The sequence below is a fragment of the Paraplanobispora takensis genome (assembly GCF_016863195.1).
GTDB classification, from domain to species: Bacteria; Actinomycetota; Actinomycetes; order Streptosporangiales; family Streptosporangiaceae; genus Planobispora; species Planobispora takensis.
This window is the reverse complement of the sequence record NZ_BOOK01000029.1, coordinates 138,779-154,894: the sequence shown is the minus strand read 5'-3', so window position 1 is coordinate 154,894 and position 16,116 is coordinate 138,779. Positions and strand designations below refer to the sequence as shown.

Here is a 16,116-nt window from a genome sequence, read left to right as displayed (position 1 = left end):
CGGCCGCTCACCGCCTCCACGCGCCCCACGGACCCGCTCACCGCCTCCACGCGTCCCATCGGCCGTTCGGCTTCCCCTCGTCTCACAGGTCCGCTCGCCGCTTCCACGCGTCCCATCGGCCGTTCACCGCTCCCGTCCGCCGCGCGGGCCGTACGATCTCCCGTGCCGCCCGTCCCGCCGCCCTCGTCCCATGCCGTTGCGGCATATCGAACCTAGTGCCCCTCCCGCCGATCTTCGCCCCGTCGCGTCGCCCGGGGCCGTACCGGAGGATCTCAGCCGAGTTCCCGGCGGAGGTAGTCGCGCCAGCCGGCAGCGAAGGCGGCCGGGGACAGGCCGAGCACGGCCTCGATGTCGCCGCCGTGAGAAGGAGGCCCGGATCCGCCGGGCGAGGGTCCGCCGCCGTAGAGCCGCACGAGGGCCCGCTCCCCGAAACGCCCGGCGATGTAGCGGCAGGCGAGCCAGGCCTCCTCGTAGACCTGTGGCAGCCGTGCGGCGCCGGGGGCGAAGTCGGCGGGGCCGGGCAGGCCGTCGGGCAGGGTGCCCGCCCGGACCTCCCCGGCCAGTTCGGCGGCGACCGTACGGACGTCCAGCCCGCTGCCCGAGTATCCGACGTAGTCGGCGAACCCCTCCGACAGCCACGTCGGCACCCGTCCGCCCCGCGTCGCCCCGGTGGCCACGTGGGTCAGCTCGTGGGCGACGACCACGTCCCTGCCGATCCGGCTCAATCTGGCGTAGCCGCTCGGCACGACGATCACCCGGTCGGCCGTGGCCATCGCGGCCAGTCCGTCGCTGGCACCGGCGCCCGCGAGAACCTCGGCCCCGGCGTCGGTCTCCGGGAACAGGATCACCGGGCGGACCGGCCCCCAGATCGCGGCGACCTTGCGGCGGGCCCGCTCGGCCCTGGCGGCCAGATCGGCCAGCAGGCCGGAGTGGGCCCGGTGGCCGATGACGACGTAGCGCTCGCCGCGGAGCACCTTCGCGCCGGGCCACGGTTCCCGCGCGAGCGGCGCGTCACCGGCGGCCTGCGCGGCGCCCGCCAGTGTCAGCATCCCGGCCAGTACGGCGCGGCGGCTGCGCGGGACGGACATCGGATCGGCGGCTCCTGCGCTGCGCGGAGGGGTGGGGGCGACGGGCCCGCGCCGGGGGACGGGGCCCGGGGTCCCACGCCCTGAGGGCGGGGCTCAAGCTTGAGGCCGGGGCCCAGGCTTGAGGTCAGGGCTCAGGCTTGCGGCCGGGGCCGGGGTTGGGGCTCAGGCTTGAGGCCGGAGGTCCGGGCACAAGGACCATAACAGGACCCGGCCCGGGCGTCCTGCCGTACCGGCGGGAAGGCCCCGCCCGGCTCCACTGAGCCGGACGGGGCCTTCACTCGGATCAACCGCCGGGACGGACCGCTCCCGAGAAGGACGATCTGTACCAGCCCTTCAGGCTCACGATCCGGACGGTCTTGCCGCTGCTCGGCGAGTGGACCATCCTCCCCTTGCCGACGTACATGCCGACGTGGCCCTTACCCCGGAAGAACATCAGGTCGCCGGGGCGCAGGTCGCGCCACGAGACCTTCTTCCTGACGGCCCGGTACTGGCTGTAGGTGACCCTGGGGAGCTTGACTCCCGCCGAGCGCCACGAGTACTGGACCAGTCCGGAGCAGTCGAACGCGCCGGGGCCGCTGGCTCCCCACCGGTAGGGGGCGCCGACCTTCTTCTTGGCCGTCGCGACGGCTTTGGCCGCTCTCGACTTCTGCCGCGCGGCCCGGCTCATCGTGACCTTCACCTTGGCGCTCGCCTCGGCTCCCACGATGGCCTTCACCTGTGCCGCTGTCGCGCTGTCCGTCTTCGCCTGCGCCGCTGTGGAGTTCATCATGACCGCTCCGGCTGAGGCGGTCAGACTGAGGGCGAGTCCGCCGATGGAAAGGCGGAAAAGGCGTGACGAGCAGGGATTGTGCAGGGTTGTAGACAGGATTTCTCCTTGGGACTTCCACTGATGCCTACCGGGTTAGCTGACGGATTCGGGCAGGGAAGACGCCCTACGGCATGGCGATGCCGATTCACCCCTGGTCACAGGTTCGTGCCTGTTGGGTCCCCGGTTCCGTGCCTCCTGGCTGCACGGATTCGGCAGGCCGCTTTCGCCTCATTGGCGCTTCGGGCGGCCGGATGGATTTCTATGCGGACATCGGCACTGGAGGGGCCGACATTCAGTGCGACGGCATGGCTTGCTCGCCGCGACGCCAGAAGGTACTCGGATCAGTAAATTTCAGCAAAGCATTCCCCATCGGGAGTGGGTCGCTACGCCTTGATCACAGATCTATAACCCCTGCGCAATCGGCAGTTCCGCTGTCTCAATATGACTCTCGTCACATTCCCCGGAGTGGATCCTGAAAAACGTCACTTCCGTCACACGAGTCACACCAGTATTGATCTTGGTCGCGGCGCGACCATGGATGATCAAGGAATCCGGGGAGGGAGGCGCAGGATATGAGCGCGACTCGAAAAGGATTTCGGAGCGGCTGGAAGGATTTCAGGCGACCGAGAAGGTCTCCGGAGCGCGGAGACTCCGACACGACGCGTCACCGGCACGGAATTGAAAAGACCGCTTCATTCCCGGAAGGCCCCTCCCGGCGCCTCCCCGCCACGCGCCATTTACGCCCCGGCTTTCCCCGCCCACCCGGGAGACGCTTTTCCGCCGCCGCCCGACGTGCCCTTCCGCAGCGTCGCGGGGTGAACGCCGAGATCGCCGTGGAACGATCCCGACGCATTTATGGCCACCTCCGCCGGAGGACGGAACGGAGATCGATATTTACGGAGAGGCTTCCCGGCATTTATCGTCCCGGCGTCCGGAAATGCCCTGACAGGCGCCGTCCACGGAAAAGGAATTCTGTCAAGGCCCGGTGAATCCGGGGATCAGGGGCGGACCGCGCCGACGAGGCGGCGGCCGTAGGAGGACAGGCTGACGACCTTGACGACGTCCCCGGTCTGCGGGGCGTGGACGATCTGCCCGTCGCCGGCGTAGAGGCTCACGTGCCCCAGCCCCTCGCTGAAGATCAGGTCCCCGGGCTGGAGATCGTCCAGGGAGACCTTGCGGCCGGCGCCCCAGCTCCACTGCTCCCAGGTCGTCCGGGGGAGGCTGACCCCTCCGGCGCGCCAGGCGGCCTGGACCAGGCCGGAGCAGTCCCAGCCGCCGGGCCCGGTCCCGCCGTACTGGTACGGCTTGCCGACCTGGGCGAAGGCGAAGTCCAGCGCCGAGCGGGCGTTGCCGGAGGCCGGTCCGGTGTAGGCGATGCCCGTGCTGCTGGGGTCGCCGGTCCTGAAGGCGCCCAGCTCGCGCAGGAGCTTGGTCTGCGCCTTGACCATCTTGTCGGCCTTGGCCTTCTCCTCGGCCAGCTCGTCGCGCGTCTCATCGGCCTCGGCCAGAGCGGTCTTGGCCTTGTCCCTGCTCGTCCGCAGGGCCTCGTTGGCCTCGTCGAAGGCGTTGAGGGACTGGGCCCGCGAGGCCGACATCTGGTCGACCGTCGCCAGGCCGCTGAGCATCGCGCCGGGGTCGGGCTGGGTGAACAGGCCCTCCCAGCCGGTCAGGCCGCCCACCTGGTAGGTGCTGACCGCCATCGTGACGAGTTCCTTGCGCAGCCCGGAGACCTTCGCGTTCTGACGCGTGAGGTCGGCGTTGAGATCCCGGTACTTCTTCTTGGCCCGCTTCAGCTTCTCGCCGGCCTGGTTGTACTTCTCGACGATCTCGTCGGCCTCGTGGTTGAGCTTCTCCAGCTTCTTCTTGGCCTCGGCGATCGTCGGCTTCGGCTCGGCGGAGGCACCGCCGACCGGCAGGAGGGGCAGCAGGAGAGCCGCAAGCACCAGTCCGGCCGCCACAGGCATCCGCCCGGAACTCTTCGGCATACCCGCCACGGTCACGACGACGCCCCTCCCGCGCAAAGACCTGGGCGAAATAGTACAGAATCGGTAAGGCCGAACTCACCTTTTCGGATGTTTTACCCGCTACTCATGCGTATCGGCTACCGGATCCGCACCCATCGCCCCTGCGTACGGCCCCGCCGTCCCGCCGCGAACCTCCCGAACGGACCGCCGCGCACGCGGCGAAGAGCAGGTCCGCAATTCCGGTCGGCCAGGAGGCCCGGGTCAGGCGCGGCCCAGGCGCTTGAGGAGCAGCCCGGCCGGGACCGGTCTGGCGCCCATCCGGCGCACGGACTCGGCCACCTCCCGGTCGGAGGAGACCACCGCCAGAGCGCGCCCGACGGGCTCGGCCCGTACGAGCTGGCGGATCAGGTCGTCGGCGATCTGCCCGGGCGCGCTGAACAGCACCCGCACGCCCCGCGGGGCCGAGACCGGCACCGGGCCGTTCAGCTCGGCGCCGTCGAAGACGCAGGTCAGTTCGGTGCGGGTCTGGGCGTACAGCGCGCCGAGCCCGGTGAGCAGGCGGTTGCGCTGGTCGGCCAGGGTGAGCGTGCCGTAACCGGTCTTGGTCACGTTGTAGCCGTCCACGATCACGTGGATCTGCGGCAGCGTGAGCAACTGGTCGAGCAGCGCGGGATCGTCGTCGGCGAGCGCCCGCGCGGGCACCGCCCGGACCCCCGGGCTGCCCGGGGTGACCGAGGCGACGGAGTCGGCGGGCCTGACGATGCTGGAGGGCAGGGCCAGCTCCCGGCGCAGACCGGACGCGGCGTCCTGGAGGGCGTCGAGCAGCATCCGGACCTTGGTGTCCTCCACGCTGCGGCCCTCGCGTGCGGCCCGGCGGGTGGCCTCCAACTGCCGCTCGGAGTCGGCCAGGCGCTCGCGCAGGCGCCGCAGCTCGCTCTCCCCCGCGCTGCCCGCCGAGGCGGCGGCGGTCCTGGCCTCCTGGGCGGCCTCCTCCATCGCCGCGGCCCGCGCCTCGGCCGTCTTGGCCCGCTCGCGGGCGTCGTGCAGCTTGCGGCGCAGGTCGGAGATCTCCCCGCGGGCGGCCTTGAGCTGCTCGCGCAGCCGGTCGGACTCCTCCTTGGCGGAGGTCTTCTGCGCCGCCAGCTGCTCGCGCAGCCGCAGGAGCGTCTGCTCCAGCGCGGAGCCCTCCGCGACGGCCGCCGAGCGCTCGATGTCGGTGCGGGCGGTCTCGATCATCTCCTCCCAGCCGGGCGGCCGGGTGAGGTAGGCGGCGGCGGCCACCATGACGGGCTCGGCGGCCGGCGGGACGGAGCCCTCCGCCAGACCGGCGACCAGCTCCGGCCAGCCGGCGGCCAGGGCCTCCGCGACGACCTCGCGGAACTCCTTGTCGTTCTCCAGCTGCGCGGCGATCGGCGTGCCGCCCAGTTTGGCCCGCTTGCGCGGGTCGAACTTGGCGATGTTGCGCAGCGGCGGCGGCACCGACGCGGCGGGCATCGAACCGAGGATCTGGGCTGCCAGTTCCACGACGTGTAAGCGGACCTGCTCCGGCAGCGGACGAGACAGGCCCTCTCCGGCTGAACTCATCACGGCCCCTACTCGGATTGGTCTATCTGTCAAGGGTACGGGCATCGCGCCCGGGCGCCGACCGGATAAGAGATCGAACGCCATCTGACCTGCTCGTGAACGTTTTGTGGACAAGCGTTTGGTTGGCGTTGTACGACTGTGTCGGCGGCGTGACGACGGACGCCGTACCCCCCGGCCCCAGGAGACCGCGATGGACGAACGGCGTGAGCAGGACGGGACGATGCGGACCTCCACCCGCGACCTGGACGAACTCCACGGCCGGATGCGCTCGTGGCTGAGCGGGCGCCTGGGCTGCCCGGTCACGCTGTCGGAGCTGAGCCATCCCTCGGGCAACGGCATGTCCAGCGAGACCCTCCTGTTCGACGCCTCCTGGGCCTCCGGGGAGGGCGGCAGGAAGGTCGAGTGCGTCGCCCGGATGGCCCCGGCGAGCGAGGCGGTGCCGGTCTTCCCCAGCTACGACCTCGGCAGGCAGTTCGAGGTCATGCGGATGGCCAGAGAGCGCGCGGGCGTCCCCGCGCCCCGCACCCTGTGGTTCGAGCCCGACCCCGAGCCCCTCGGCGCGCCGTTCTTCGTGATGGAGCGCCTCTCCGGGCGGGTCCCGCCGGACGTGCTGCCCTACACCTTCGAGGGCTGGCTCCTGGAGGCCTCGCCCGCCGAGCGCGAGGGGCTGCAGCGGGAGAGCGTGGCCGTCCTGGCCAGGCTGCACGACGCCCCGTTCACCGTCCAGGAGCTGCGCCCCCTCCAGCTCGACGGCCCCGGGGACTCCGCGCTGCGCAGGCACGTCGACGACCAGCGGGCCTACTACGAGTGGGCGCACTCCTCGATGCGGATCCCGCTGCTGGAGCGGGCCTTCGACTGGCTGGAGGAGCACTGGCCGGCCGACCCCGGCCCCGACGTGCTCAGCTGGGGCGACGCGCGCATCGGGAACATGATCTATCACGGCTTCACGCCGGTGGCGGTGCTCGACTGGGAGATGGCGGCCGTCGGCCCCCGGGAGCTGGACATCTCCTGGATGATCTTCCTGCACCGCTTCTTCCAGGACATCACCGAGGTCATGGAGCTGCCGGGACTGCCCGACTTCATGCGGCGCGAGGACGTCTGCCGGGCCTACGAGGAGATGACCGGCTACCGGCCGCGCGACATGGAGTTCTACGAGATGTACGCCGCTCTCCGGCACGGCGTCATCATGGCCCGCGTCTGGCACCGGCGGATCCACTTCGGCGAGCAGCCCATGCCCGCCGACCCCGACGACCTGGTCATGCACCGGGCCACCATCGAGCGGATGCTCGACGGGAGCTACTGGGCCTGACCCCGCCCACCGGCGAGCGCGGGTCCGGCGGGCGCTACCGGGACAGGTCCCTCCGGCCGGCGAGCAGGCGGACGGTGAGCTCCGTCCGGTTGGCGAGGCCGAGCTTGACGAGGATGTTGCGCACGTGGCTCTCGACGGTGCGCTCGCTCAGGACGAGCCGGTCGGCGATCTGCCGGTTCGACAGCGCCCGGACGACCAGGTCGGCCACCTCGCGCTCCCGTGCGGTCAGCGGGGCCAGCGGATCACCGGCGCGCCGGCGGGCCTCCAGGTCGGCGATCAGACGGTCGGCGCGGGCCAGCGGTCCCGGCAGGTCCAGCCGCCTGGCCTCGGCCGCGGCCCGTACGGCGAGCGCCGCCGCCTCCGCGTGGTCGCCGCCGGCCCCCCTGCGCCGCAGCACGTCGGCGAGGGCGAGCCGGGTGTGCACGAGCCAGGGCCCGGCACCGAGCCGCAGGTCGACCTCCGCCGCGCCCCGCAGGGCGTCCGCGGCCTCGTCGAGCCGACCCATGACGGCGGCCATCCGGCCGACGGCCCGCGCGCAGGAGCCGCCGCAGAAACTGTCGGCGTTGCCCGGCAGGCCTCCGGCGGCGGCCCAGGGCAGCCAGTGGGCGTGCGCCCAGCCCGCGGCCTCCTCGTCCCCGAAGGCCTCGACGAGCTCGGTCATGTTCTGCAGGACGACCCTCCCCCGCATCCCGCGCACCGGCTCCCGCAGCAGCAGGCGCAGGCGCTCGTATCCGGCGAAGGCCTCCTCACGGGCCCCGTCGAGGTACAGGCGCAGCACGTGGGCGGCCTCGACGACCGGGACCGGGGGCAACGCCGCGAAGACCTCCCGGTAGCCGCCGGGGATCTCGCGCCGGTCCCCGCGTACGAGCGCCAGGAGCCCTCCGAACATCTCCGTGAACGCCGAGGCCATCGCGTCGCCCATCCGGGCGGCGGTCTCCCCCGCCTCCGCCGACAGGGAACGGGCGCGCCCGAACCGGCCGGACAGCGCCTCGCGCGCCGCCGCCGTACGCAGGTGGTACCACCGGGCGGCGGTCAGACGCGTGGCCGCGGCGACTTCGGCCAGCCGGGCGATCTCGTCGTCGACGGCGGCGACGTCCACGAGCTGGTAGGCCGCGTCGGCGCGCCAGACGTGCCCCTGTACGGCGGCCATCGCCTGCCCGGAGCGCAGCCCGACGCGCACCGCCAGGTCCCCCATCCGCAGGCGCTCCCCCACGTCCTCCGGCCGGTCGAGCAGCCCGGCCCTGGCCCGTGCCGCGTCCAGCGACGCGACCGGGTCCCCGCACGACCCGGCCAGCCGCCACGCCCGCCCCGCCGCCTCCCCGCTCCCGGACCGCCCGGCCTCCACCTCCGTGCACGCCTTGCGGGCGAGCACCCGGGCCCGCACGACCTCCCAGCCGACGGCACCGCCGTCCCCCCGGAGGCGCGTCCCGTCCGCCACGTCGCCGCCCCACCGGGCCCGCGGCTCCTCCGCGGCGCCGTCGTCCCGCCGGGAGCCCGCCGCGTCCACCGTGATGTCGAGGGCCGACAGAGCGCGGTCGCACAAGGCGGTCACCGTCGTGAGGACCGCGGGGTCGCCCGCCCTGCGGACGACGAGCGCGGCCGAGGCGAGCAGGTCCGGGCGCCCGGCGGACTCCGCGGCGTCCGCCGCGGCGTGGCAGTGGCGCAGGCTCTGGGGGATGCGGCCCGCCACGTATTCGGCGCAGGCGAGCTCGACGAGGAGTCCGGCCCGTTCGGCCGGTGCGGCTCCCGTCCTGTCCAGGGCGTCCAGGGCGTGCCCGAGCGACCGGACCGCCTCCTCGGGGGCCGGTGTCCGCGACGCGTGCGCGGCGGCGGCCCGCGCCCACCGCACCGTGGCCCGCAGCGCCCCGAGGTCGTCTCCGGCCCGCCGCCAGTGCGCCGCGACACGGGCGGCGTGGGCGAGGCCGGCGCCCGCCCGCCGCTGCAGGATCTCGGCCGCCCTGCGGTGCAGCGCGGCGGCGGCCGCCGGTTCCACCGCGACACCCTCGCGGACCAGGGCGTGGGCGAAGCGGTAGCGAGGCTGTGAGGTGTCGTCGGCGCGGACCAGCAGGCCCGCCTCGACCAGCGCCTCCAACCGGCCGGAGACCGTGTCCGGCGGCACGCCCCGGATCTCGGCGAGAAGCCCGGCGTCGACGTCCTCGCCGAGCACCGCCGCGGCCTCCACCGTGTCCCGGACCGCCGGGTCGAGCCCGCCGAGCATCCCCAGAACGAGGAGACGCAGATCCGCCGGAGGCAACTCGGGGAGCCGCCTCCCAGCGCCCGCCAGACCCTCGCCACAGGCTTTCCCGGATCCCCGGCCGTCGGCCCCGCCCGGCCCCCGGCTGCCCGCTTCCTCCCGGCCGTCGGCTCCGTTGGGCTCCCCGCCACCCGCTTCCTCCCGGCCGTCGGCTCCACCCGGCCCCCGGTCACCGGCTTCGGCCAGTGCCCGCGCCATCGCCGACACCAGCAGCGGAAGCCCGCCGGTGCGCTCATGCACCGGGCGGGCGAGATCGGCGCCGCCCGGCAGGGGTGCGAGGTAGTGCGCGACGTCCCGCTCGGTGAACGGGGCGAGTGAGATCGTCCGCGCGGCCCCGCTGCGGGCGACCTCGGCGAGGGTCCCGGCGAAGGCGGCTCGTCCGGCGGCGTCCCGATGCGTCGCGACGACGAGCAGCCGGGAACCCGCGATCTCCGCCGCGATCCGGCGGAGCAGCCCCAGGGAGGCCTCGTCGGCGTCGTGAAGATCCTCGATCACCACCACGAGACCCCGCGCGGCCTCCGCCGCCCCGATGAGGGCATCGGCCAGACAGGCGAGCAGCCTGAAACGCGCCGCCGCAGTCTCCGCCGCGTCCCCGGCGTCCCCGGGAACGGCCCTCCCTGCCGCGTCCGCGGGAATGCCCCTCTCCGCCGCCTGAACGCGCGTCCCGGCCACCGGAACAGGCTCCCCTGCCGCCGGAATGGACATCCCCGCCGATACGGCTTCCCGAGCGACCCTTACCGCTTCCACCACGCCCGGGACGGCTTCCCGCTCGACCTGTACGGCCTCCGCCGTGGGCGGGACGGCCTGCTCCGGGGTTTCTCCGAGGACCGTTCTCACCGCCTCCGCGGCCTGCAGGAGGGCGTTTCCTGACGGTGTGCCGGTCAGGACGCGGGAGGCCGCGCGCAGCCACGGCCACAGCGGTGGGACGCCGTCCTCGGCGGGGCAGCGGCCTCGCAGGACGTTCGGGTCACCGGCGAAGGCCTCATCCACCAGGCGGGACTTTCCGATGCCGGCGGGGCCCGACACGAGGACGACCCCGCCCCGGCCCCGCCGGGCGTCCGCCGCCATCTCGCGCAGCGTCGTCGTCTCGCGCTCGCGTCCGACGAAGACGTCCGGCCGCCGGTCGATGCCCACCTCCCCAGTGTGTCAGCGCCACGGCCGCAGACCAGTGCCCGTCCGGCCTCCCCGCGGGCGACCGGCGCGCCGTACCGCGACACGGAACCGCGACACCCTCACCGGCAGAGCACGCAGCGAGAAACATCGGCCGTCGACACGTACGACCATGTTCTGATCACGTGCCCGCCGGATCCCGGAGGGACCGCGGACGCGCGACGGAGCCGGATCCGCCGTGCCCCGGGCCCGAACGGACAGGACCTGATGAGGAGCCGGCTCATGAGCAACCAAGCCGTCGACGAGTTCGTGCGGGTCAAAGTCGCACCGGAGCACCGGCCCATCGTCGCGATCCTGCGCGACCTCATGAAGGGGCACGCTCCCGCCGCCGAGGAGGTGATCATGTACGGCTCCCCCGCCTGGAAGGGGTCCAAGGCTCTGGCCATCATCAGTGTCAGCAAGACCCACCTCACCTTCGCCTTCGAGCGGGGCGCCGAGTTCACCGACCGGTACGGCCTGCTGGAGGGGGTCGGGAAGAAGACCCGGCACGTCAAGCTCAAGAAGGTGGAGGACGTCAACCGTGAGGCCCTGAGCGACTACATCACCCAGGCCGCCGAACTCGACGCGAAGTAGACGAAGAAAACGGGGCCGTCACGGCGGTGCGGAGCCGCCGGGACGGACCACGCCGACGAGTCCCGCCCCTCCCCGGCGACCCGCCGGCACGGCCGGCCGGCACGACGAAGCCCCGGCGCGCCGGCACAGGCGACCGGCGTGCCAGGGCGGATCGCCCGCCTGTCAGTGCAGGTGGCCCGCGTCGTGGACTATCAGTGCGATCTGGACGCGGTTGTTCAGGCCGAACTTGGTCAGGATCCGTGAGACGTGGGCCTTGACCGTGGCCACGCTCATGTAGAGCTCGGTGGCGATCTCCGCGTTGGACCTGCCCCTGCCGACCGCCACCGCGACCTCGTGCTCGCGCTCGCTGAGCCCGGCCAGCAGTCCCAGCGCCCGTTCGCGGCGGGTCACCGCGCCGCCGTCGGCGACGTGGGCGATGAGCTGGCGGGTCACGGCGGGCGACAGGATGGGCTCGCCCGCCCCGACCTTGCGGATCGCGGCGACCAGCTCGCCCGGCGGGGTGTCCTTGAGCAGGAACCCGGCCGCCCCGGCGCGCAGCGCGCGCAGCACCTGGGCGTCGGCGTGGAAGGTCGTCAGGATGACCACCTCGGGGGCCGGGGCGCAGGACCGCAGGCGCTCGGTCGCGGTCAGCCCGTCCACGCGGGGCATCCGGATGTCCATCAGCACCACGTCCGGCCGGTGCTCGGCCACCAGCGGCTGCACCTCGTCCCCGTCCGCGGCCTCTGCGACGACGGCGATGTCGTCGGCGCCGCCCAGGATCATCGACAGCCCGGCCCGGACGAGCGCGTCGTCGTCGACGACCAGCACCCGGATCGGCCGCGCGGGGAGGGAGGAGTTCATGTCGATCACGTTAGCCGCGCTCTCCGTCGCACCGGTCATGCCCTCCCCCTCCGCCCGTCTTCCCGGTCTCCTCACGCCGCCCCCGCGGCGTCGGCCACGTCCTCGGCCCGCCACGGCAGCCACGCGCTGAGCCGGAAGCGGCCGTCGGGCGCCCTGCCGTACTCCAGGCGCCCGCCCATGAGCTGGGCCCGCTCGGTGAGGCCGATCAGGCCGGTGCCGCTGCCCGGGATGGCCTGGCCCCCGGTCAGGGGATTGCGGATCTCCAGGGTGAGCCCGTCGCCGGGCCCGCCCGCGACCACCACGCTCACCGGCGCGGCGGCGGCGTGCTTGCGGGCGTTGGTCAGCCCCTCCTGCGCGATCCGGTAGACGTTGCGGCCCAGCCCCGCCGGGACCTCCCCGTGGTCGCCGATCCTCAGGTCGAGGGTGACGTCCATGCCCGCCGCCCTGGACTCCTCGGCCAGGCCGGCCAGGTCCGCCAGCGTCGGCTGCGGCCGGTCGGGGGTGGTGTCCTCCGCGCCGTGCCGGAGCACGCCGATGACCTCGCGCAGGTCCTGGAGCGCCTGGTGGGCGCCCGAGCGGATGACTCCGGCCGCCTTGGCCGCGTCCTCGGCCGGCATGCCCCGGTGGTACTCCAGCGCGCCCGCGTGCACGCTGAGCAGCGAGAGCCGGTGGGCGAGCACGTCGTGCATCTCCCGGGCGATGCGCTCGCGCTCCAGGTGCCTGGCCCGCTCCACCCGCAGCTCGGCCTCCGCCTCGGAGCGCTCGGCCCGCTCGCGCAGGGAGACCACGAGCTGCCGGCGGGCCCGTACGAACATCCCCCACATCACGACCACCAGCGTGACCAGCGTCCACAGCGTCATCGCCCACCCGGCGGGCAGGGTGGGGTCCGGGCGCAGTTTCACATAGACGGGGATCGTCAGCAGGTGGACCGCGACCACCGGCGCCGCGATCTTGAACGGCCGGTGCACGACCACCGTGAACATCGCCGCCACGGCCGCCCCGCCCGAGACGCTCGACAGGACCGAGACCGGCGCGAGCACGAGGGCCAGCCCCACGGGCCAGCGGCGGCGCAGCCACACCGAGACGCACGCGGCGAAACCGATGAGCTGGTCGGCGATCCGCATCGGCTCGGGCAGCCCGACCTCGGCCTGCACGGTCTCCACCGACAGGAGACCGAGGCCGGCGGCCAGCAGGAAGACGATGATGTCCACGATCCAGTCGCGGGTCGAGCGGCGGACCCGGGCCCTCTCCTGCCGCGGCGCGTCCCGCAGGCTCCCCGGCAGCAGCCACCGGTACTCCGTCACGTGCTGGGTCACGTTCACTGACATTACGAGTAGTTCATGCGCTTTCGGAACCGACCAAAGTCGATCCGCCGCCGACCTTGGGAGCAGCCGGTCGCCCCATACCGGAAACGACGGTCCGGCGTGCCGTGAGCGGCCCCGCCGCGCTAAATGTCGGTCGGTCCTCTTATGGTCATGACCGTGGAAAACGCCGTGCAGGGAACGCTGGACGAGCTGGGCACCCCGCTCGACCAGATCACGTTCGTGGTCTTCGACCTGGAGACCACGGGCGTCTCCGCGGGCGAGCACGCGATCACCGAGATCGGCGCGGTCAAGGTCAGGGGCGGTCAGGTGCTGGGCGAGTTCGGCACCCTGGTCGACCCCGGGACGCCGATCCCCCCGTTCATCTCGGTGCTGACCGGCATCACCGACGTCATGGTCGCCGCGGCGCCGAAGATCGACTCGGTCCTGCCGGCCTTCCTGGAGTTCGCCCGGGGCAGCACGCTGGTGGCCCACAACGCCGGGTTCGACGTGGGGTTCGTCAAGGCGGCCTGCGCGGCCCACGGCTACCCGCCGCCCGACCATCCCGTGGTCGACACGGTCACCCTGGCGCGCAAGCTCCTGACCCGCGACGAGGCGCCCAACTGCAAGCTCTCCACGCTGGCCAAGATCTTCAGCTCGACCGAGCCCTGCCACCGCGCGCTGTCCGACGCCAGGGCCACCGTCGACGTGCTGCACGCGCTCCTGGAGCGCGCCGGGTCCTTCGGCGTGCACACCCTGGAGGAGCTCAAGGGCTTCGTCCGCGCCCCCTCGCCCGAGCAGCGCCGCAAGCGGCACCTGGCCGACGCGGTGCCCTCCGCCCCGGGCGTCTACGTGTTCGAGGACGAGCGCGGCGACCCGCTCTACGTGGGCAAGAGCGTCAACCTGCGCACCCGGGTGCGCAGTTACTTCACCGCGAGCGAGACCCGCCCCCGGATCCGGGAGATGGTCGGCATCGCCGTGCGGGTCCGGACGATCGTCTGCGCGACCGCGCTGGAGGCCGAGATCAGGGAGCTGCGGCTGATCGGTTCGGCCAAGCCCCGCTACAACCGCAGGTCCCGCTTCCCGGAGAAGGTCGTCTGGCTCAAGCTCACCGACGAGCCCTTCCCCCGCCTGTCGATCGTCCGCGAGATCAAGGACGACGGGGCCGGCTACCTCGGCCCGTTCACCAGCGCCCGCACCGCCGAGGAGGCGCGCGCCGCGCTGCACGAGGCGATCCCGCTGCGCCAGTGCACCGACAAGATCCCGCTGCGGCTCACCGGGCGCGCCCTGCGCTCGGCGTGCGCGCTGGCCGGGCTCGGCAGGTGCGGGGCGCCGTGCGAGGGCCGCCAGAGCGCCGAGGAGTACGGCGCGCACGCCGCCGCCGCCCGGCAGGCCATGGAGCTGGACGCCGCCCCGGTCTTCTCCGCGATCGAGGCCCGGATGGACCGGCTGTCAGGGGACCAGCGCTACGAGGAGGCCGCCGCCGACCGCGACCGGCTGGCCGCCTACGTGCGCGCCTCGGCCCGGATGCAGCGGCTGCGGTCGCTGACCTCCATCCCGCAGATGGTGGCGGCCGGCCCGCTGCCCGACGGCCGCTGGGACGTCCACGTCATCCGCTACGGCCGCCTGGCCTCGGCCGGGGTGCTGGACAAGGGCGTCCACCCCACGCCCGTCGTGGACGCCCTGGTGGCCACCGCGGAGACCGTCGCCACGGGTCCCGGTCCGATCCCCGCGGCCAGCGCCGAGGAGACCGAGTGCATCCTGCGCTGGCTGGAGTCCCCGGGGGTGCGGCTGGTCCAGGTGGAGGGCACCTGGAGCCTGCCGGTCTCGGGCGCGGGCCGGCTCATGGGGCGCATCGAGCGCGCCTACCGGCCGGGAGACGCCGAGCCGCGCCGGTGGCGTGAGGGCCGCCCCGAACGCTGACGGCTCTCCCGCCGGAAGACGCTCGCGGGCACTGCGCGGATCTCCGGCGCAGTGACGGCGACGCCCGGCCGGGGCGCTGATAACTTCGGATGCGGCAAGCCGTACTCAACGAGGAGGAAGCGCGTGGTCACCGCGATCGTGCACATCAACGCCGAGGTGGACCGGATCCCCGAGGTCGCCCAGACGATCGCCGAGATCGACGGGGTGAGCGAGGTCTACTCCATCACCGGCGAATACGACCTGATGGCCATGGTGCGCGTCGCCGCCTACGAGGAGATCGCCGAGGTGGTCCCCGGCCGGATCAACAAGGTGGCCGGAGTCCTGCACACCGAGACGCACATCGCCTTCCGCGCCTACTCACGGCACGATCTCGACGCCGCCTTCTCCATCGGGCTCAGCGAGTCGGACTGACGCGGGCGGGTCCGCGGCCCGCCGTGGCGGAGGGGACCCGCGCCGCTCACCGGCCGTGGGCAGGCGGGCCCGCACCTCGAAGCCGCCCTCGGCGCGGGGCGCGGCCTCCAGCGTCCCGCCGAACAGGGTGACCCGCTCCCGCATGCCGACCAGCCCGGTGCCCGCGGTCACGGCGGGCCCGGCCCGGCCGTCGTCGCGGACCAGGACGTCGAGGAAGCCGGGCCGCCAGCGCAGCGTGACGCGGGCCGAGCTCGCCCCCGCGTGCCGCAGGGTGTTGCGCAGCGCCTCCTGGACGATCCGGTAGGCCGACAGCTCCAGCGCGGGACCGACCTCGACCGGCCTGCCGTCCTCGACCACGTCCACCCGCAGCCCTTCGGCGCGCACCTTGGCCAGCAGGTCGGACAGGTCCGACAGCCGGGGCTGGGGCGTCCTGGCGCCCGCCGCGTCCCCGGCGCGGAGCAGCCCCAGTATGCGCTGCAGCTCGGCGAGCGCCTGGCGGCCGGACTCCTCGGCCGCCCGGAGGGTCTGCCTGGCCCGCTCCGGGTCCTTATCCATGATCATCCGTCCGGCGCCGACGCCGAGCGTCATCATGCTGATCCCGTGGGCCACCATGTCGTGGAGCTCGCGCGCGATACGGCCGCGTTCCCCGGTCACCGCGGCGCGGGCCAGCGCCTCCCGCTGGCCGGCCAGCTTCAGCCGCTCGCCGCGCAGGCTCGCGGCCAGGGACCGGCGGTCGCGGGCGAGCCGGACGACGGCCGCGGTCAGGCCGGCCAGCGCCACCAGGAGCAGGGCCACGATCAGGTCAGCACGCCACATGACGGCCATGTAAGCATCCGGCCGGGACGCGGGCGTCCCCTCACGGGAGGAGGGTTCGTCCTCCCGTGAGGGGAG

12 protein-coding genes and 1 riboswitch are annotated in these 16,116 nt (G+C 73.4%); of the genes, 4 read left to right on the top strand and 8 right to left on the bottom strand.

From position 1 onward, the window contains the following. Positions 1–272: 272 nt before the first annotated feature. The 4 genes from Pta02_RS41955 to Pta02_RS19540 form a co-directional block, all read right to left on the bottom strand. Positions 273–1,088, bottom strand: coding sequence for a gluzincin family metallopeptidase (locus Pta02_RS41955; RefSeq protein WP_203876302.1), 816 nt, complete (start codon positions 1,086–1,088; stop codon positions 273–275). 283 nt (positions 1,089–1,371) lie between these two features. After that, a complete protein-coding gene (locus Pta02_RS19550; RefSeq protein WP_203876301.1) occupies positions 1,372–1,857 on the bottom strand; it encodes a C40 family peptidase in 486 nt (161 codons plus the stop codon). Between the two features lie 106 nt (positions 1,858–1,963). Next, positions 1,964–2,121: riboswitch (cyclic di-AMP (ydaO/yuaA leader) on the bottom strand. 773 nt (positions 2,122–2,894) lie between these two features. Continuing rightward, positions 2,895–3,881, bottom strand: coding sequence for a C40 family peptidase (locus Pta02_RS19545; protein WP_239130948.1), 987 nt, complete (start codon positions 3,879–3,881; stop codon positions 2,895–2,897). A 240-nt stretch (positions 3,882–4,121) separates the two neighbouring features. Further along, positions 4,122–5,384 (bottom strand): NYN domain-containing protein, encoded by a 1,263-nt coding sequence (locus tag Pta02_RS19540; RefSeq protein WP_239130946.1) that lies wholly within the window; start codon positions 5,382–5,384, stop codon positions 4,122–4,124. A 250-nt stretch (positions 5,385–5,634) separates the two neighbouring features. Here Pta02_RS19540 and Pta02_RS19535 point away from each other — a divergent pair, with 250 nt between their 5' ends. Next, entirely contained in the window at positions 5,635–6,753 is a 1,119-nt protein-coding gene (locus tag Pta02_RS19535; protein ID WP_203876298.1) for a phosphotransferase family protein, read from the top strand. A gap of 34 nt (positions 6,754–6,787) precedes the next feature. Here Pta02_RS19535 and Pta02_RS19530 read toward each other — a convergent pair whose 3' ends face one another. Beyond that, the gene (locus Pta02_RS19530) at positions 6,788–10,141 is read right to left on the bottom strand and encodes a helix-turn-helix transcriptional regulator (protein WP_203876297.1); all 3,354 of its coding nucleotides are present in this window, start codon (positions 10,139–10,141) and stop codon (positions 6,788–6,790) included. 258 nt (positions 10,142–10,399) lie between these two features. Between Pta02_RS19530 and Pta02_RS19525 the strand changes: the two genes are divergently transcribed. Next, a complete protein-coding gene (locus Pta02_RS19525) occupies positions 10,400–10,750 on the top strand; it encodes a DUF1801 domain-containing protein (protein WP_203876296.1) in 351 nt (116 codons plus the stop codon). Between the two features lie 162 nt (positions 10,751–10,912). On the opposite strand, the gene Pta02_RS19520 is transcribed toward Pta02_RS19525, so the two are convergent. Beyond that, positions 10,913–11,590 carry a response regulator transcription factor gene (locus tag Pta02_RS19520; protein WP_203876363.1) on the bottom strand — a complete coding sequence of 226 codons (678 nt, stop codon included), beginning with the start codon at positions 11,588–11,590 and terminating at the stop codon, positions 10,913–10,915. A 71-nt stretch (positions 11,591–11,661) separates the two neighbouring features. Beyond that, positions 11,662–12,918, bottom strand: a complete 1,257-nt coding sequence (locus tag Pta02_RS19515; RefSeq protein ID WP_203876295.1) for a sensor histidine kinase — start codon at positions 12,916–12,918, stop codon at positions 11,662–11,664. A 147-nt stretch (positions 12,919–13,065) separates the two neighbouring features. Between Pta02_RS19515 and Pta02_RS19510 the strand changes: the two genes are divergently transcribed. Together Pta02_RS19510 and Pta02_RS19505 are read left to right on the top strand one after the other, a co-directional pair. Beyond that, on the top strand, positions 13,066–14,814 hold the full coding sequence (locus Pta02_RS19510; protein ID WP_203876294.1) for a DEDD exonuclease domain-containing protein: 1,749 nt from the start codon (positions 13,066–13,068) through the stop codon (positions 14,812–14,814). Between the two features lie 123 nt (positions 14,815–14,937). After that, positions 14,938–15,225 carry an Lrp/AsnC family transcriptional regulator gene (locus Pta02_RS19505; RefSeq protein WP_203876293.1) on the top strand — a complete coding sequence of 96 codons (288 nt, stop codon included), beginning with the start codon at positions 14,938–14,940 and terminating at the stop codon, positions 15,223–15,225. Here Pta02_RS19505 and Pta02_RS19500 read toward each other — a convergent pair. Then, positions 15,172–16,041, bottom strand: a complete 870-nt coding sequence (locus Pta02_RS19500; protein WP_203876292.1) for a sensor histidine kinase — start codon at positions 16,039–16,041, stop codon at positions 15,172–15,174. The genes Pta02_RS19505 and Pta02_RS19500 overlap by 54 nt on opposite strands. Between the last annotated feature and the right edge of the window lie 75 nt (positions 16,042–16,116).

Bases quoted from the DNA above. Each gene is read 5' to 3' on its own strand.
- Pta02_RS41955 (WP_203876302.1), bottom strand. From the start codon at position 1,088: ATGTCCGTCCCGCGCAGCCGCCGCGCCGTACTGGCCGGGATGCTGACA.
- Pta02_RS19515 (WP_203876295.1), bottom strand. From the start codon at position 12,918: ATGTCAGTGAACGTGACCCAGCACGTGACGGAGTACCGGTGGCTGCTG.
- Pta02_RS19500 (WP_203876292.1), bottom strand. From the start codon at position 16,041: ATGTGGCGTGCTGACCTGATCGTGGCCCTGCTCCTGGTGGCGCTGGCC.
- Pta02_RS19510 (WP_203876294.1), top strand. From the start codon at position 13,066: ATGACCGTGGAAAACGCCGTGCAGGGAACGCTGGACGAGCTGGGCACC.
- Pta02_RS19525 (WP_203876296.1), top strand. From the start codon at position 10,400: ATGAGCAACCAAGCCGTCGACGAGTTCGTGCGGGTCAAAGTCGCACCG.
- Pta02_RS19520 (WP_203876363.1), bottom strand. From the start codon at position 11,590: ATGAACTCCTCCCTCCCCGCGCGGCCGATCCGGGTGCTGGTCGTCGAC.
- Pta02_RS19545 (WP_239130948.1), bottom strand. From the start codon at position 3,881: ATGCCGAAGAGTTCCGGGCGGATGCCTGTGGCGGCCGGACTGGTGCTT.
- Pta02_RS19550 (WP_203876301.1), bottom strand. From the start codon at position 1,857: ATGATGAACTCCACAGCGGCGCAGGCGAAGACGGACAGCGCGACAGCG.
- Pta02_RS19535 (WP_203876298.1), top strand. From the start codon at position 5,635: ATGGACGAACGGCGTGAGCAGGACGGGACGATGCGGACCTCCACCCGC.